This window comes from Paraburkholderia sp. GAS33 (assembly GCF_050436645.1).
Taxonomy (GTDB): domain Bacteria; phylum Pseudomonadota; class Gammaproteobacteria; order Burkholderiales; family Burkholderiaceae; genus Paraburkholderia; species Paraburkholderia phenazinium_B.
This window is the reverse complement of the sequence record NZ_JBNDMP010000002.1, coordinates 228,504-246,224: the sequence shown is the minus strand read 5'-3', so window position 1 is coordinate 246,224 and position 17,721 is coordinate 228,504. Positions and strand designations below refer to the sequence as shown.

At 64.0% G+C, this 17,721-nt stretch carries 13 protein-coding genes; 4 read left to right on the top strand and 9 right to left on the bottom strand.

Annotation, left to right across the window (positions count from 1 at the left end; genetic code table 11):
* Complete coding sequence (locus P3T24_RS07485; protein ID WP_429434278.1) at positions 1-1,068, bottom strand: CaiB/BaiF CoA transferase family protein; 1,068 nt, start codon at positions 1,066-1,068, stop codon at positions 1-3.
* A 166-nt stretch (positions 1,069-1,234) separates the two neighbouring features.
* Positions 1,235-3,205 carry an ATP-binding cassette domain-containing protein gene (locus P3T24_RS07480; protein ID WP_429433475.1) on the bottom strand — a complete coding sequence of 657 codons (1,971 nt, stop codon included), beginning with the start codon at positions 3,203-3,205 and terminating at the stop codon, positions 1,235-1,237.
* A gap of 229 nt (positions 3,206-3,434) precedes the next feature.
* Between P3T24_RS07480 and P3T24_RS07475 the strand changes: the two genes are divergently transcribed.
* A complete protein-coding gene (locus P3T24_RS07475; RefSeq protein ID WP_074264264.1) occupies positions 3,435-3,914 on the top strand; it encodes a glutathione peroxidase in 480 nt (159 codons plus the stop codon).
* A gap of 42 nt (positions 3,915-3,956) precedes the next feature.
* Here the strand turns inward: P3T24_RS07475 and cls are convergent, their stop codons facing one another.
* The 6 genes from cls to dapC all read right to left on the bottom strand — a co-directional run bounded on the left by cls (position 3,957) and on the right by dapC (position 10,258).
* Positions 3,957-5,396: a cardiolipin synthase gene (gene cls / locus P3T24_RS07470; protein ID WP_074264265.1), complete on the bottom strand. Its 1,440-nt coding sequence runs from the start codon at positions 5,394-5,396 to the stop codon at positions 3,957-3,959.
* Positions 5,397-5,526: 130 nt separating this feature from the next.
* Complete coding sequence (gene prmB, locus P3T24_RS07465; protein ID WP_429433473.1) at positions 5,527-6,411, bottom strand: 50S ribosomal protein L3 N(5)-glutamine methyltransferase; 885 nt, start codon at positions 6,409-6,411, stop codon at positions 5,527-5,529.
* 36 nt (positions 6,412-6,447) lie between these two features.
* Positions 6,448-7,587 (bottom strand): succinyl-diaminopimelate desuccinylase, encoded by a 1,140-nt coding sequence (dapE, locus tag P3T24_RS07460; protein WP_429404675.1) that lies wholly within the window; start codon positions 7,585-7,587, stop codon positions 6,448-6,450.
* Positions 7,588-7,782: 195 nt separating this feature from the next.
* Positions 7,783-8,148 carry an ArsC family reductase gene (locus P3T24_RS07455; protein ID WP_429404677.1) on the bottom strand — a complete coding sequence of 122 codons (366 nt, stop codon included), beginning with the start codon at positions 8,146-8,148 and terminating at the stop codon, positions 7,783-7,785.
* Positions 8,148-8,975: a 2,3,4,5-tetrahydropyridine-2,6-dicarboxylate N-succinyltransferase gene (dapD, locus tag P3T24_RS07450; protein ID WP_429433471.1), complete on the bottom strand. Its 828-nt coding sequence runs from the start codon at positions 8,973-8,975 to the stop codon at positions 8,148-8,150. Before dapD ends, P3T24_RS07455 begins: the two co-directional genes overlap by 1 nt.
* 65 nt (positions 8,976-9,040) lie before the next feature.
* A complete protein-coding gene (gene dapC / locus P3T24_RS07445; protein WP_429433469.1) occupies positions 9,041-10,258 on the bottom strand; it encodes a succinyldiaminopimelate transaminase in 1,218 nt (405 codons plus the stop codon).
* A 456-nt stretch (positions 10,259-10,714) separates the two neighbouring features.
* Between dapC and P3T24_RS07440 the strand changes: the two genes are divergently transcribed.
* The 3 genes from P3T24_RS07440 to P3T24_RS07430 all read left to right on the top strand — a co-directional run bounded on the left by P3T24_RS07440 (position 10,715) and on the right by P3T24_RS07430 (position 16,638).
* Positions 10,715-11,644 (top strand): DMT family transporter, encoded by a 930-nt coding sequence (locus P3T24_RS07440; protein ID WP_429433467.1) that lies wholly within the window; start codon positions 10,715-10,717, stop codon positions 11,642-11,644.
* A 148-nt stretch (positions 11,645-11,792) separates the two neighbouring features.
* Positions 11,793-15,311 carry a chromosome segregation protein SMC gene (gene smc, locus P3T24_RS07435; protein ID WP_429434276.1) on the top strand — a complete coding sequence of 1,173 codons (3,519 nt, stop codon included), beginning with the start codon at positions 11,793-11,795 and terminating at the stop codon, positions 15,309-15,311.
* Between the two features lie 97 nt (positions 15,312-15,408).
* Positions 15,409-16,638, top strand: a complete 1,230-nt coding sequence (locus P3T24_RS07430; protein ID WP_429404683.1) for a cell division protein ZipA C-terminal FtsZ-binding domain-containing protein — start codon at positions 15,409-15,411, stop codon at positions 16,636-16,638.
* A 123-nt stretch (positions 16,639-16,761) separates the two neighbouring features.
* On the opposite strand, the gene P3T24_RS07425 is transcribed toward P3T24_RS07430, so the two are convergent.
* The gene (locus tag P3T24_RS07425) at positions 16,762-17,607 is read right to left on the bottom strand and encodes a hypothetical protein (RefSeq protein ID WP_429433465.1); all 846 of its coding nucleotides are present in this window, start codon (positions 17,605-17,607) and stop codon (positions 16,762-16,764) included.
* Positions 17,608-17,721 lie beyond the last annotated feature (114 nt).

Here is a 17,721-nt window from a genome sequence, read left to right as displayed (position 1 = left end):
TTAGCCTGGCCGCCCGTCTCCGTCATCGGCCGCTTCACTGGCTTCTTCGTCCGCGCTCGGTTCCGCTTCGGGATTGAATAGCGGATGTTGGGCTGCCTCCGCTGGCGTCAGCACCGGTGACACACAGCAATCGAGCGGCTCCAGCAAGCGCACCCAATCTTCCAGCGGGCGGCCAGCGATCAGGGTGGTCATGTCCTGTATCAACGCGAGCGCATCGGGTCCGCCGATGGCCTGCCCCACGCTCCAATGCCGATACGCCCATTCCGGACGATCAAGCGCGTGGCACAGCGTTTCCCAGAACTTGAGTTCGAGCGCTCCAACCGCGAGCCAGCGGCCGTCCTGCGTCCGATACAGGTTGTAGCAGGCCACACCACCGTTGAGCAGACCACCGCCGGCTGGCGGCGCGGCGCCGTCGTTGGCGAGCGAGACACGGGCGAGGAAGTTGTTCGCGTGGGTGGCGTGTGTCATCGATACGTCGACGAAGCGGCCGTTGCCGCCGCGCGCCACCTGCCACAGCGCCGCGAGAATCTGCTCGACCGCGCTTGCGGCGCCGCCCAGCAGATCGGCAATCTGGAAGTTCGGCAGGATCGGTGCGCCGTCGCGGGCCGCCAGTTGCTCGAGGACGCCTGCGTAGCTGACGTAATTCAGATCGTGGCCGGCCTGACGGGCGAATGGGCCTGTCGAACCGTAGCCGGTGATAGCGCAGTAGACGAGCTTCGGATTGAGCACGCTCAGGTTGTCATAGCCGATGTCCAGCCGGTCCATCACGCCCGGCCGGAAGCTCTCGATCAGCACGTCGGCTTCCCGGGCCAGCGCGCGCAGTACGGTGCGTCCCGCTTCCGACTTGAGGTCGAGACGCGTCTCGCGCTTGCCGCGGTTGACCATGCGATAGAAGGCACCGGGACGGCCGGCGACCCGGTCGCTCGAGGCCTGCAGCATCGTGCGCGTCGGGTCTCCGGCGCCCGGGGCTTCGATCTTCAGCACATCCGCGCCCATTTCCGCCAGACGCAGAGCCGCGACCGGGCCGGGCAGCAGGCGCGTCAGGTCGAGGACGCGCAGGCCATGCAATGCAGCGGGAGACGTCAATGCCAACCTCCTCTCTCTGGAAAACGCCAGACCACCCAAAGTTTTCCGCCCCGCAGTAAGTCCCCTTGGGGAGCGCGCCCCCGGGGACTAGCGCGAAGCGACAGGGCGGGGCGCTAATTCTGAAGCCGACGCGCCCAGCGCAGCGTCCTCATCCGATCTGTTCAAGTTCCTCGTGAGTATCGAGCCATTCGGCTTCGAGCGCTTCGAGGCTCGCATTCACATCCGCCTGACGGCGGATCGCCTCCGTCAGCCTGGTCTTCTGTTCAGGATCGTAACTCGCCGGATCCGCGACGAACGCATCCAGCGTCGCCTTTTCGGCGTTCAGCGCGTCCATTTCCTTTTCGATCTTGCCAATGCGATTCTGCAGCGGCTTTTTCAGTTGCGAGAGCTTCTGACGCGTTTCGGCATCGTGACGGCGCTGCTCCTTGCGGTTTGCAGCGTTGTCTTCGCCATTGCCGCTATTGCTGCCACTGCCGCTATTCGCTGCGCCTGCCGCGTTGCCGGCACTCCCGGCCTTCAGCGCGGCGCGCTGTTCGGCAGCATGCTGCAGCAGCCAGTCGCGGTAATCGTCGAGGTCGCCGTCGAACGGTTGCAGTCGGTGTTTCGCCACCAGCATGAATTGATCGGTGGTAGCGCGCAACAGGTGGCGATCGTGCGAGACGAGGATTAGCGTGCCTTCGAACTGGGCAAGCGCCATGGTCAACGCGTGACGCGTTTCCAGATCCAGGTGATTGGTCGGTTCGTCGAGCAGCAGCAGATTCGGCTTTTGCCAGATAACCAGCGCCAGCGCGAGACGCGCTTTCTCGCCGCCCGAAAACGGTGCGATCGCGGCAGTTGCCATTTCCCCGGAGAAGTTGAAGCCGCCGAGGTAGTCGCGCAACTCCTGCTCTCGCGTGTCGGGCGCAAGCCGGGCTAGATGCTGCAGCGCCGAGTCCTGCGGGCGCAGCGTTTCGAGTTGATGCTGCGCGAAGTAGCCGATGCGCAGCCCCTTGCCTTCGCGAACGTCGCCGCCGAGCGCTTCGAGCGTGCCCGCGAGCGTCTTGATGAGCGTTGATTTACCCTGGCCGTTCGCGCCGAGCAGGCCGATGCGCTGGCCGTTCTGGATCGACAGCGTGACGTGCTCGACAATCGGAATCTCGCCGCTTTCGTTGCGATAGCCGCAGCGCACGCTCTCCATCACCATCATCGGGTTGGGGGCGGAGTCAGGTGTACGGAACTCGAACGTGAACGGCGATGAAGCATGGGCCGGCGCGATCAGTTCCATCTTTTCAAGCGCCTTCACCCGGCTCTGCGCCTGGCGTGCCTTGGTAGCCTGCGCCTTGAAGCGGTTGATGTAGCTCTGCAGATGTTCGACTGTGCGCCGCTGCTTCTCATACGCGCTTTGCTGCAGGGCGATCTGCTGTGCGCGCAGGATTTCGAATTGCGAATAGTTGCCGCCGTAGCGCTTGATCTGCTGTTGCTCCAGATGCAGCGTGACATTGCACACCGAATCGAGAAATTCCCGGTCGTGCGAAATCACGATCAGCGTGCCCGGATAGCGATGCAGCCAGTCTTCGAGCCAGACGATGGCGTCGAGGTCCAGGTGGTTGGTCGGCTCGTCGAGCAGCAGCAGGTCGGAGCGGCACATCAGCGCCTGAGCCAGGTTCAGGCGCATGCGCCAGCCGCCGGAGAAGCTTGTCACCGGCAAGCGCGTCTGCTCGAGCGTGAAGCCCAGGCCGAGCAGTAGCGCTTCGGCGCGCGCCGGGGCGGTATAGCCGTCGGCGTCGGCAAAGGCCGCGTGTGCTTCGCCTTCCGCGGCGCCGTCGTGTGCGGCCGAGGCGGCAGCAATCGCTGCCTCGATGGCGCGCAGCGCGGCGTCGCCGTCCAGCGTGTAGGCGAGCGCGGTCTTGTCGACGGCGGGGGTTTCCTGCGCCACATGGGCGATCTGCCAGGCGGGCGGCATGGAAAAGTCGCCGCCGTCCGCGTGCAGTTCGCCGAGCAGCACGGCAAACAGGGTCGACTTGCCCGCGCCGTTCGCCCCGACCAGCCCGGCTTTCTCGCCGGGGTTCAGGGTGAAGGTGGTTTGTTCGAAGAGCGGCTTGGTGCCGCGCGCGAGACTGAACTGGTTAAAGCGGATCACTAAGAGGGGCCGGCTTGGAAAAAACGCTATTTTAGACCGCCGGAGGCTAGCCAGGCATCGGCCATTCGGCTAACTGTGCCAGTAGGGCTTTTAGCTTAGACTGACGCCTTTCACCACTATGTTGCATGGGACTGGAGTCAGCGCTTTGCATGGGACCGGAGTAGCGCGCTAAACAGCGAACTCGGGGGGCATCTGAAGCGCTAGAATCCGGTCGACAACGGAGGGGACCATGACGTCAATTTATTCGTTCTCGGCGCGCACGCTCGGCGGCGAGGAGGTGAGTCTTGACCGCTATCGCGGCAAGGTGCTGCTGATCGTCAATACGGCGAGCGAGTGCGGCTTCACTCCGCAATATGCGGGGCTTCAGAAACTGTACGAAACCTACGTGGGGCGCGACTTCGAGATTCTCGGCTTCCCGTGCAACCAGTTCGGCAAACAGGAGCCGGGTGACGCAACGCAGATCGGCAGCTTCTGCGAGAAGAACTACGGCGTGAGCTTCCCGATGTTCGACAAGATCGACGTGAACGGTGCCAACGCCCACCCGCTGTACCGCTATCTGACCGGTGAGGCGCCCGGTCTGCTGGGGCTGGAGGGTATCAAGTGGAATTTCACCAAGTTTCTGGTGAGCCGTGATGGCACGGTCGTCAAACGCTATGCACCTGTGACCAAACCCGAATCGATTACCGGCGAGATCGAAAAGCTGCTTTAGGGGCGGGCGGCGCCGCCTGCGCAACACAGGCGATTCCGGCTCCTAAAGAATCGGCGAGAACAACCTTGCAACGTGCATCGTCACGCGTCTGAATGCAGGCGCCTGGCGGTACTCGTTGCGGTCGATCTCGTAGGATTCGGCGAAATCGCGCGTGAGCATCGCTTCGACTTCGGTGGCGAAGCCGCGGTCCACGGTCAGCACCATGATCTCGAAGTTCAACCGGAACGAGCGGTTGTCGAGATTCGCGCTGCCGATTGCCGCGGCGACCGTATCGATCAGCACCACCTTCTGATGCAGGAAGCCAGGCCGGTAGCGGAAGATGCGGATGCCGGCGTTGACCGAGTCGTAGGCATAGAGCTTTGACGCTTCGAACACGACGTAGTGGTCGCGCCGGCTCGGAATCAGGATGCGCACGTCCACGCCGCGCAGCACTGCGAGCCGCAGTGCTGAAAACACCGCTTCGTCTGGCACGAGATAAGGCGTGGTGATCCAGATCCGCTCGCGCGCCGCGTTGATTGCTTCGACGAAGAACAGCGAACAGGTTTCCTGCTTGTCGGCGGGGCCGGTAGGCATGACGATGCAATGCATGCCCTCATCGGTCGCTTCGTAAGACGGCATATCGAGCGGCGGGAGCGTCTGGGTGGCCCAGTACCAGTCTTCCGTGAACACGAACTGGATGCTGGCGACCACCGGCCCGCGCACCTCGATATGCGTATCGCGCCACGGCGAAAGCGGTGGCTTGGCGCCGAGATATTCCACGCCGACGTTATGTCCGCCGACAAACGCCCGCTCGCCGTCCACCGAGACGATCTTGCGGTGATTGCGGAAGTTGAGCTGGAAGCGGTTGACGAAGCGCCGGTTGGTGGCGAACGGATGCACTTCGACGCCACCGGCCCGTAGCCTGGCCACATAGCTGTGCGGCAGATCGAAGCTGCCGATGCTGTCGTAGAGAAAATAGATGCGCACACCTTGTGCTGCTTTGGCGAGCAGTGCGTCCTTCAGCATCTCGCCGAGCGAATCGTCGCGCACGATGAAGAACTGCACGACGATGTAGCTGCGTGCCTGGTCGATGGCTTCGAGGATCGCAGCAAAGGTTGCCTCGCCGTTCACCAGCGTGCGCACGGAGTTGCCCGGCAGGAATGGCATGCCGCCCAGACGCGTCAGCGAGCTTACGAGCCGGGGGCCGAGCTCGTCGGTCGGCCGCCCGGCTGACGAGGCCTGCTCGTCCCACGCGTGGGGATGGGCCTGGGTGCGCAGTGACTCGTTTTCGATACGGCGCGCGTCGGCGTAACCGCGGAACTTGCTGCGTCCGAGGAACAGGTAAGGCACTACCGTCAGGTACGGCATGGCTACCAGCGATACCGCCCATGCCACCGCGCCCTGGGAGGTACGCGTGTTGAGAATGGCATGGCACGCCGCGATCACGCCCAGCAGATGGGCGAGAAGGACGAGCGGTGCGATATGAAGGAGGTCGAATTGCATAGGCGCGCGGAGAATTTTTATGCGCTTCCCGATGGTTCGGCATGAGGGCAGGGAAGTCGATCGCGCTCATCTTACCGAACCCGTTCGCCTTGCGGTCGGGTTAGGTGGATTCTTTGCTGTTCCCGGCAAATTACCCCGGCAGATCAGCCGCCTGAATGAGAAACACGTTGTCGTCTCCGGCGCTGGTCGACAGCCAGACGAGGTCGAGGCCGCCAAACGCCGCTTCCACATTCGCGCGCTCGTTGCCGATCTCGATCACCAGCACGCCATCCTCGGTTAGCCAGTTGCGTGCCTCGCCAATAATCCGGCGCACGATGTCCATGCCGTCCGCGCCGCCCGCCAGCGCCATCTCCGGTTCATGCCGGTACTCGGCCGGCAGCGTCGCCATGGACTCCGCGTTGACGTACGGCGGATTGGCGATGATCACATCGTAGCGGCGCTCAGGCAACGGTTCGAACAGGTCGCCTTCAAACAGGGCAATGCGATCGTCGAGCTTGTACTCGTCGACATTGCGCGTCGCCACTTCCAGCGCCGGCTTCGACAGATCGACGGCGTCGATATCGGCGTTCGGGAATGCATGCGCGGCGAGAATCGCGAGGCACCCGGAACCGGTGCACAACTCAAGCACCGCGCCGACCTGCTCGGGATCTTCGACATACGGCTGCAAGCCGTCCTGCAGCAGTTCTCCGATGAACGAGCGCGGCACGATCACGCGTTCGTCCACGTGGAAACGGAAACCATGCATCCACGCTTCCTGCGTGATGTACGCGGCCGGCACGCGTTCGGCGGCACGGCGCTCGATCACGCTCAACACGGCGTCGATTTCCGCCGCGTTCAGTTTTGCGTCGAGAAACGGCTCGAGCAGATCCAGCGGCAGATGCAGCGAGTGCAGCACGAGGTAGGCGGCTTCGTCGTAAGCGTTGGCCGACACGTGGCCGAACGACAGTTCGGCCTGGTTAAAGCGCGTCACTGCGAAACGCAGCAGATCGCGGACGGTGGAAAACGGGAGCGTCATCGCGGGGGTGTCCTTGGCGGGCCTGGGTTAAGCGGCTTAAGCGATCAGTTGTTCGAGTACGCGCCGGTACACGTTCTTGAGCGGCTCGATATGGGAGACGTCGATATGCTCGTCGATCTTGTGGATGGTGGCGTTCAGCGGGCCGAACTCGACCACCTGTTCGCAGATGCGGGCGATGAAACGGCCGTCGGAGGTGCCACCCGTGGTCGACAGTTCGGTGCTTACGCCGGTTTCGTCCTTGATTGCCTTGGCGAGTGCGTTCGACAGGTCGCCGCGCGGTGTCAGGAACGGCAGACCGCTCACCGACCATTGCAGATCGTATTCGAGACCGTGTTTGTCGAGGATGGCGTGCACGCGGCTTTGCAGCCCTTCAACCGTGCTCGCTGTCGAAAAACGGAAGTTGAACATTACCTCCGCGTGGCCCGGAATCACGTTGCTTGCGCCCGTGCCGCTGTGGATGTTCGACACCTGCCATGTGGTGGGCGGGAAGTATTCGTTGCCATCGTCCCAGCGCTCGGCCACGAGTTCCGCCAGCGCGGGCGCCAGCAGATGCACCGGGTTCTTCGCCAGATGCGGATAGGCGATATGCCCTTGCACACCTTTGACCGTGAGCTTGCCGGACATCGAGCCGCGCCGGCCGTTCTTCACCATGTCGCCGAACTGCGCGCTCGAAGTCGGCTCGCCCACGATGCAGTAGTCGAGTCGCTCGCCACGCTCCTTCAGCGCTTCGACGACCTTCACGGTGCCGTCGGTGGCGGGACCTTCCTCGTCGCTCGTAATCAGAAACGCGATCGAGCCGCGATGCGCCGGATGCGCCGCCACGAACTCTTCGCTTGCCACCACGAAGCCTGCAATCGAGGTCTTCATGTCAGCCGCACCGCGTCCGTAGAGCATGCCGTCGCGATGGGTCGGCTCGAAGGGCGGCGAACTCCATTGTTCGAGAGGGCCGGTCGGCACCACGTCGGTGTGGCCGGCGAACACGAGCAGCTTGCCGCGCGTGCCGTCGACGCCGCGTTTGACGGCCCAGAGGTTCGTCACGCCATGCGATTCGATGGTCTCGCACTCGAAGCCGAGCGCCGCGAGGCGCTCGATCAGGATGCGCTGGCAATGCTGGTCGTCGGGCGTAACGGAAGCGCGCGCGATCAGTTGTTCGGTAAGGGCAAGGGTGCCGGACATGGATTCAGTACTAGCCACTTTGAAATGAAAAAATGCCGGCTGCAGGTGAATCGCCGCAGCCGGCAACAGCTTCTTGTGCACGCGACGCCTCGGCCATTACTACCACCCGCCACAGGCATCGTGTTCAACGTGTTTCTTGACCGACCGATTCCGGCGCGTGCCCGGCGAAGCGGGTAACGCGATCAGGATCGGTGTTCAGCCGAACAACGTCTCGTACTCTTCCGCAGAAAAACCGAGCGTCTTGACCCGCCCGTTGACCACGACCACCGGCCGCTTGATCACCGAAGGCTTGTGGATCATCAACGCAATCGCGCCCGACTCCGTGTCCGCGGCGACCTTCATGTCGTCCGACAGACCACGCCATGTCGTACCGCGCCGGTTCAGCAAGGCGTCGAGCTTGACGTCTTTGAGCCAGTCCTGCACGAGCGGTGCGGTGACGCCGGCCTTCTTGAAATCGTGAAACTCGAACTCGACGCCGTGCTCTTCCAGCCACACGCGGGCTTTCTTCACGGTGTCGCAGTTCGGGATGCCGTAGACCACAGTCTTGTTGGCGCGTGCCATCAATCGCCTCGCAGCAACTCGTTGAGACCGACCTTGGCGCGCGTTTTCGCGTCGACCTTCTTGACGATCACCGCGCAGTACAGGCTATGCGAGCCGTCCTTCGACGGCAGGTTGCCGGCCACCACCACCGAACCTGCCGGGATGCGGCCATACGTGACTTCGCCGGTTTCGCGGTCGTAAATCTTGGTGCTCTGGCCGAGGTACACGCCCATCGAGATCACCGAGTTTTCTTCGACGATCACGCCTTCCACGACTTCCGAGCGTGCGCCGATAAAGCAGTTGTCTTCGATGATGACCGGGTTGGCCTGCAGCGGCTCCAGCACGCCGCCGATGCCCACGCCACCCGACAGGTGAACGTTCTTGCCGATCTGCGCACACGAGCCGACGGTGGCCCACGTATCGACCATCGTCCCTTCGTCGACGTATGCGCCGATGTTGGTGTACGACGGCATCAGCACGACGTTCTTGGCGATGAACGAGCCACGGCGCGCGATGGCGGGCGGCACCACGCGGAAGCCGCCGGCGGCGAAGTCTTCAGCGGTGTAGTTCGCAAACTTCGAGGGCACCTTGTCGTAGAACTGCGAATAGCCACCAGCCGGCATCGGCGCGTTGTCTTCCAGACGGAACGACAGCAGCACCGCTTTCTTCAGCCATTGATTGACGACCCATCCGCCGTTTTTCTTTTCGGCGACGCGCAGCAGACCCTTGTCGAGTTGCTCGATGGCGTGTGCGACGGCCTCACGCACGTCGGCGGGGGCGGCTTTCGGCGACAGGTCTGCGCGGTTTTCCCAGGCGGTATCGATGATCTGCTGAAGTTGTTGCGACATATTCGTGGCTTATCGAGGATTAAAGAGTTGAAATCTGAGGAAGAGGGGCTGCATGCCGGGCGCGTTTAGCGTGCGAGCGCATGGCAAAAATCGACCATCCGCTGCGCGCCTTCGGTGCATTCGTCGACATCGGCGACCAGCGCGAGGCGCACGAAATTGCGGCCGGGGTTCGTGTCGTGCGCAGTGCGCGCGAGGTACGAGCCCGGCAGAACCGTCACATTATAGTCGGCGTAGAGACGCTGGGCGAACTCGGTATCCGTCAGGCCAGTGCGCGCTACATTGCACCACAGGTAGAAGGCGGCATCGGGCAGGCGCACGTCGAGCACGTCGGCAATCATCGGCGTAACGGTGGCAAATTTCTGCACGTATTTCGCGCGGTTCTCGCGCACATGCGTCTCGTCGTTCCAGGCCGCGATACTCGCAGTCTGGTACACGGTCGACAAGGCGGCGCCGTGGTATGTCCGGTATAGCAGGAACTGCTTGAGGATCGCCGCGTCGCCGGCGACGAAGCCCGAGCGCATGCCCGGCACGTTCGAGCGCTTCGACAGGCTCGAGAGCATCACGATGCGCTCGAAGCCGCGGCCCAGCTTGTGCGCTGCTTCGAGCGCGCCAAGCGGCGGTTTGGCTTCGTCGAAATAGATTTCCGAGTAGCACTCGTCGGAGGCGATCACGAAGCCATAACGGTCGGACAGTGCAAACAGTTCGCGCCAGTCCTCGAGCGTCAGCACCGCGCCGGTCGGGTTGCCCGGCGAGCAGACATAGAGCAGTTGCGTGCGTGCCCAGATGTCGGCTGGCACGGCCGAATAATCACAGGCGAAATTGCGGGCCGGATCGCTGTTGACGAAATACGGCTGCGCGCCGGCCAGCAAAGCTGCGCCTTCGTAGATCTGGTAGAACGGGTTCGGGCAGAGTACGATCGCGGGCTCGCCCGCTGCGTTTCGCTTCGGGTCGATCACGGTCTGCGCGAGCGCAAACAACGCCTCGCGGGAGCCGGCAACCGGCAGCACTTCAGTGGCCGGATCGACGGGCGGCAGGTTGTAGCGCTTCGTGATCCAGTTCGCAATCGACTCGCGCAACGCCGGTGAACCGAGCGTGGCCGGATACACCGCCAGGCCGCCGAGCGAAGCGATCACCGCGTCGCGGATCAGCGCCGGGGTCGGATGTTTCGGTTCGCCAATGCCGAAGCTGATGTGCGAGAGATTGGCTGGCGGCGTGACGTCCTTGAAAAGCAGACGCAGCTTTTCGAACGGATAGGACTGGAGGGTGTCGAGTAGCGGGTTCACTTGGCGGATCGAGCCTGATCGAAAACGGGCGGAGACAGGTGAGGGCACGCGCGGCGGCGGCAATCATCGTCGCATCGATCGGGACGGTGAAATGACGGCACAGGCGGCGGATCGGTGATTATAACGTGGCGCGACGGGCCTGGCGCCTGGCGGGCCCCGCTGGATCACTCGGGCGCCGCGCGCGAAGACTGCAGGCGAAGCGGCCCACCTCAGACGGCCGCGCAAATAGATACTGGGAGACAGAATGCAGGTGGTAGTTCAGGCGGCAGTTCGGGTGACAGCTCAAGCGGCAGGTCAGCCAACGGACGAGGCGGCAGGTCAGGCGACCGCCCAGGTGGCAAGGCAGTTCCCGGTGGAGGACAGATCGGGTCTTGCAGGACGTCCGGCCGCCGCTGTTCAGTGCTCGAACGGCCCACGCAAGAACCGGAGCGCGAGCAGAAGCAGGAGCGCCGCGCGATGAGCAACTGGATTCGCACGAGTTGGCCGGCGCTCGCCATCATGCTGGGCGCGTCTGTATGGGGCATGATCTGGTACCCGCTGCGCATGCTGGCTTCGCTGGGAGTGACCGGCACGGCCGCCAGCGCGCTCACAAGCGGCGCCGGCTGCCTGTTCGTGCTGCTGGTGCGCCACCGCGCCATCCGCACAGTCCGCTGGCATTGGCTGCTGCCCGCACTAGCGCTGGCCGCCGGCGTCACGAACCTCGGCTTCGTCTGGGGTTCGATCCACGGCCAGGTCATGCGCGTGCTGCTGCTCTTCTACCTCACCCCAGCATGGACCGCGCTGTTCGCACATTTCATCCTGCATGAACGCCTGACGTGGAGCGGTGCCGCGCTCGCGGCGCTGTCGCTGGCGGGCGCGATGACCATGCTGTGGTCGCCCCAACTGGGTTTGCCGGTGCCGGCGAATCTGGCCGAATGGGGTGGCCTCGCCGGCGGTATGGGCTTTGCCATGAGCAATGTGTTGATTCTCAAGACGAGCCGTGTGCTGCCCGCGATGAAGGCGGAAATGCGCACCGCGACGATTTTCGGCGGCGCTGCCATCTTCAGCGCCTGCGCGTCTTTATTCGAGGCGATGCCCGCGCCGCCCACCGGCGCGCACCTGGGCGTGGCAGCCTTGCTGGTGCTGGGCCTCGGTTTCCTGTTGGCGTCCAATAACATGCTGGTGCAATACGGCATGGCGCGCATCCCGGCGAACCGCGCATCGATCATCATGCTGTTCGAAATCGTGGTGACGGCGCTGTCTGCGTGGCTCTTTGCCGGCGAGACCCCCGGGCCGCGCGAATGGGCCGGCGGCGCGTGCATCGTGCTGGCGTCGGCGTTGTCGAGCTGGGTGCATCGCACTAAGCTCGACCCTAAGCGCCAGGACCGCTCAAGCGCGATGGTATGATTGCCCCTGCTTGCCGTCGCGCGCCTTGCCGGGCGTGCGCGGCGCCCGTATCGCGGGGTTCGTGTGGGTCGTTTCGCAGTGGCTGGGAACGGCACGCGCGGCCCTTGCGATCCACCTTTATTTTCCCTTTTCAATCAGCGATATCGCCGTGCGTCTGACCTCGATCAAACTCGCTGGCTTCAAGTCATTCGTCGATCCCACGCATTTCCAGGTTCCGGGCCAGCTTGTCGGCGTGGTCGGTCCCAATGGTTGCGGCAAGTCCAACATCATCGACGCCGTGCGCTGGGTGCTCGGCGAATCGCGCGCTTCCGAGCTGCGCGGCGAGTCGATGCAGGACGTGATCTTCAACGGCTCTACTGCGCGCAAGCCGGGCAGCCGCGCCAGCGTCGAACTCGTGTTCGACAACGCCGACGGCCGTGCCGCCGGCCAGTGGGGGCAGTATGCCGAAATCGCCGTCAAGCGCGTGCTGACACGCGACGGCACTTCGAGCTACTACATCAACAACCTGCCGGCGCGCCGCCGCGACATCCAGGACATCTTCCTCGGCACCGGTCTCGGGCCGCGGGCGTACGCCATCATCGGGCAGGGCATGATTGCGCGCCTGATCGAGGCGAAGCCTGAAGAACTGCGGGTGTTCCTCGAAGAAGCCGCGGGCGTCTCGAAGTACAAGGAACGCCGCCGCGAGACTGAGAGCCGTCTGCACGACACGCGTGAGAATCTGACGCGGGTGGAGGACATCGTCCGTGAACTCGGCACGAACCTCGAAAAGCTCGAAGGCCAGGCGGTTGTCGCGACGAAGTTCAAGGAACTGCAGGCCGACGGCGAAATGAAGCAGCGCCTCTTGTGGCTGCTGCGCAAGAACGAAGCCGGCGGCGAACAGGAACGCCAGCAACGCGCCATCGAACAGGCGCAGATCGACCTCGAAGCCCAAACCGCGAAGCTGCGCGAAGTCGAAGCGCAGCTGGAAACGCTGCGTGTGGCGCACTATTCGGCGAGCGATGCGATGCAGGGTGCGCAAGGCGCACTCTACGAGGCGAACGCCGAAGTGAGCCGGCTCGAGGCCGAGATCAAGTTCATCGTCGAATCGCGCAACCGCGTCCAGGCGCAGATCGCCGCGCTGAACGCGCAGCGCGAGCAGTGGCAGTCGCAGGCCCAGAAGGCCCAGGACGACCTCGAAGACGCTGCGGAACAACTGGCGGTGGCGGAGGAAAAGGCCGCGCTTGCCGAAGACGAAGCTGCTGCGAAGCACGACGCGATGCCCGCTCTCGAAGCCCGTTGGCGCGATGCGCAGACGCAGCTGAACGAAGAGCGCGGCGGCATTGCACAGACCGAGCAGGCGCTCAAGCTGGAGGCCGCGCATCAGCGCAATGCCGACCAGCAACTGCAGCAGTTGCAGCAGCGTCATGAGCGGTTGAAGCTGGAAGCGGGCGGTCTCGACGCGCCGGACGAAACCCAGCTCGAAGAGCTGCGCATGCAGTTGGCCGAGCACGAAGAGATTCTTAACGACGCCCAGGCGCGCCTCGCCGATGCCCAGGAAACGCTGCCGCGCCTCGACGGCGAACGGCGCAGCGCCCAGGAGCGCGTGCAGTCGGAAACGGCGCAGATTCATCAGCTCGACGCGCGTCTCGCTGCGCTCAAGCAGTTGCAGGAAAACGTCCAGACCGAAGGCAAGATCCAGCCGTGGCTCGAGAAGCACGAGCTGAACGGTCTGCCGCGGCTGTGGAAGAAGCTGCACGTTGAAGCAGGCTGGGAAACGGCGCTGGAATCGGTGTTGCGCGAGCGTCTCGCCGCGCTGGAAGTGTCGAATCTCGACTGGGTCAAGGCCTTCGCGACCGATGCGCCGCCCGCCAAGCTCGCCTTTTACGCACCGCCGGCAGCTGGAGCGCCGGTCACGACGCCGCCTGCCTTGCGGCCGCTGCTGTCGCTGGTGCGCATTGACGACGCGGGTCTGCGTGCGGTGTTGAACGACTGGCTGGGTCTCGCTTTTGTCGCCGACGACCTTGCCCAAGCGCTCTCGCTGCGTTCGCAACTGCCGGAAGGCGGCTCGTTCGTCGTCAAGGCGGGCCATGTGGTGACGCGCGTCGGCGTGCAACTCTATGCTGCCGATTCCGAGCAGGCCGGCATGCTGGCCCGTCAGCAGGAAATCGAAAACCTGACGCGCCAGGTGCGCGCCCAGGGGCTGCTGGCAGATGAAGCCAAGACGGCGGCGATTCGTGCCGAAGCGGCTCATACACAGGCATCGCAGACCCTGACGGACGTGCGTCAGCAGGCCGAGCGCGCGACCCAGCGCGTGCACGCGCTGCAGATGGATGTGCTCAAGCTCACGCAGGCGCATGAGCGCTACATGCAGCGCAGCACGCAGATTCGCGAGGAACTCGAAGAGATCACCGCACAGATCGACGAGCAGCGCGCCTTGCGCGGCGAGTCGGAAGCGAACTTCGAGCGTCACGACGCCGAACTGGCTGAATTGCAGGCGCGTTTCGAAGATAACCAGTTGGCCTTCGAAGCCCTCGACGAAGAACTGACCGCCGCGCGCGCGCAGTCTCGCGATCTTGATCGGGCTGCCACCGATGCGCGCTTTGCCGCGCGCAATATGGCGAACCGCATCGACGAACTGAAGCGCAGCATTCAGGTGGCGCACGAGCAGAGCGAACGGGTTGCCGCATCGCTCGAAGACGCGCGGGCCGAACTCGAAACGATCAACGAGCAGACCGCGCATACCGGTCTGCAAGGCGCGCTGGAAATCCGCGCGATCAAGGAAGAGGCGCTGCATGCCGCGCGGCTTGAGTTGGACGACCTGACCGCCAAGCTGCGCGCCGCCGACGAGACGCGTCTCACTGCAGAACGGGCGCTGCAGCCGCTGCGCGACCGTATTACCGAACTGCAGCTGAAGGAACAGGCCGCGCGTCTGAACGCCGAGCAGTTCATCGAGCAGCTCGCCGCGGCAGGTGTCGACGAGGCCGAATTGCAGGCCAGGCTGACGCCGGACATGAAGCCGTCCTACCTGCAAGGCGAAGTCACGCGGCTGAACAACGCGATCGCTGCGCTGGGTCCGGTGAATATGGCCGCGCTCGACGAACTGAAGGCCGCTACCGAGCGCAAGAGCTTCCTCGATGCGCAGTCGGCTGACCTGAACAGCGCAATCGAAACGCTGGAAGACGCGATTCACAAGATCGATCAGGAAACCCGCACGCTGCTGCAGGGCACCTTCGATCAGGTCAACCAGCATTTCGGCGAACTGTTCCCGCGCCTGTTCGGCGGTGGCCAGGCCAAGCTGATCATGACCGGCGACGAAATCCTCGACGCCGGCGTGCAGGTCATGGCGCAACCGCCGGGCAAGAAGAACTCGACGATTCACTTGCTGTCGGGCGGCGAGAAAGCGCTGACCGCGACGGCACTCGTGTTCGCGATGTTCCAGTTGAATCCGGCGCCGTTCTGTCTGCTCGACGAAGTGGACGCGCCGCTCGACGACGCCAACACGGAGCGCTTTGCCAATCTCGTGCGCGCGATGTCGGACAAGACCCAGTTCCTGTTCATCTCGCACAACAAGATCGCGATGGAAATGGCCCAGCAACTGATCGGCGTGACGATGCAGGAGCAGGGTGTGTCGCGGATCGTCGCGGTCGACATGGAAACGGCCGCCGGTTTCGCCCAGAATATCGTTTGATACGGACGGCGCGAGCCTGCGCCCCCGCTGCGGCAAGCTTGCCGCGCGGCGCAGGCTCAGACGCCGCGCAAACAGAAGAATTGCTGATGGAGCATGCATGGACGAGTTGACACTCGGTTTGATCGGCGCGGGTGCCGTGGTGGTCGGGGGCGTGGTGGTCTACAACGCATGGCAAGGCGCGAAGGTGCGCCGCCGGATGCCGCGGCCGATGCCGGCCGATACTGCCGAGGCCTTTGCACGGGAAGACCAGGAAGAACAGAGCCCGTTCATCGAACCGGCCCGGCCGACCACTCGCCGCGAGCCCGTGTCGGATGACGCGACCGATACCGGGTCGCGCGTCGAACCTACCTTCGGCACGGCGCCGCCGCTCGACACCCCCGCGGATATCCAGGCCGAGACGACTACGCCGAATGGTTTCCCCGAGCCGCAAAGCGAGGGCGTGCCCGCTGGTGCCGACGAGCCTGCTGAGCCGATTATGCCGGCCGCGACGACGATCTCTTCTGCACCGCCTGCGATCGTGGATCGGCGCATTGATTGCATCGTGCCGATTCGCCTCGCCGGTCCGCTGGCAGGCGACAAGGTGATTCCGCTTGCGCAACGTCTGCGCCGTGCGGGCAGCAAGCCGGTGCATATCGAGGGCAAGCCGGAAGGCGGCGGCGCATGGGAACTGCTGCAGAACGGCGTACGCTACGAAGAACTGCGTGCAGCCGCGCAACTGGCTAACCGCAGTGGTCCGCTGAACGAACTGGAGTTTTCCGAGTTCGTCACGGGCGTGCAGCAGTTTGCCGATGCCATCGACGCGGCTCCCGAATTCCCCGACATGATGGAAACGGTGGCGATGGCACGCGAGCTGGACGGTTTCGCCGCCCAATGCGATGCGCAACTGTCGATCAACGTGCTGTCGGACGGGGCGCCGTGGTCGGCGAACTATGTGCAGGCCGTGGCTTCGCAGGACGGCCTGCTGCTTTCGCGCGACGGCACGCGTTTCGTCAAGCTCGACGCCCGGCAAAGCCCGGTGTTCATGCTGCAGTTCGGCGATACCAACTTCCTGCGCGACGACCTCACATACAAGGGCGGCCAGATGATCACGCTGGTGCTCGACGTGCCGGTGGCCGATGAAGACATCCTGCCGTTCCGGCTGATGTGCGACTACGCGAAGTCGCTGTCGGAGCGGATTGGCGGCCGGGTGGTGGACGATGGGCGCCGTCCGCTGCCGGAAACGTCGTTGCTGGCGATTGAGAAGCAGTTGATGACGCTGTACGCCAAGCTGGAGCAAGCTGGGATTCCGGCCGGTTCGCCGGCCACGCGGCGGTTGTTTAGCCAGTAAGCTGTTGGCGGTTGCGGCAGCGGGGCTCGCGCAATAATAGGCGCCTCGACTGTGCTGGCGCCTCTTCGACGCCACGATAAAAGCTGCGTATGCCGGTCTCGCCAGCGTCGCGCGCACCCTGCTTCAGTCGACCTCCTTCGGCCATGCGCCGCCGCTGATCCAAGCCTTGATCGCGGCGACCACCGCTTCATCCTGTCCATTGAAACCGTGATGGCCCATTGCCTCGCACGGGTTGCCGCGTGCGTTTCCGCCGCTGACAGCGATGAAATCATGACCATCGTCCGCGATACGCTTCGCTGCAATGAACGAACAGAGATAGCAGCCGTCGTCTTCGTGATGCACGAAGAGTTGGCGAGCGTGGATCTCGCCGTAGTTGAAGCCGGCCAGCGGCAGCGCCTGACCACGCGCTGGACTGCTTAGCGTCGAGGTATGGACGATAGCGTCCCAGGTATCGGGCAGCGCCCGGCCGACAAACGCCGAAGAAATCGTCCCCCGACTTGTGCCGACGAGCACGAGTTTCGCCTGCGGAAAGCGCGTGCGCAGGTCGGCCGCGACACGCGCGAGGTCCTGTGCATGGCGCGGCGACGCGCGGAAGCTGTCGGAGTAGCCGCCAGGCTGATCGGACGGCGTATCGACCAGTGCAGTGGCAAAGCGGTCGTCGACCAGCAAGGTGCGCGCTCGCACGAGGAAGTTTTTCTTCAGACCCAGCCTGATAGTGCCGTCGCTCGCCTGTGCCAGTTGCAATGCCCCGTCGCCGCCCGCGAACATGACGAGAACCCAGTCGGGGTGACTGTCGTCCTTTTGCGTTAGCAGGTATGAGATCGTCGCGCTGTCCGCTAGAGGGACGGTGACGACCTGTTCGAGCGCGCACGCGGGCGCGGCGTGCCAGACGCACAGCGCAATGCAAAGCGACATGGCGAACGAGGCCAGCCGCCCGAGACCACGTCTGATCACAGTAAAACCCGTCATGGTTGTCCTTCGGTGGATATGCCGGAGCGGCATGTGGCTCATGCGCTTACAGTCGCATTCCGCTCCTCGAGTGTCAATGCAACACAGCGCACGTTAGCCGTCTGGCCAGGGCTA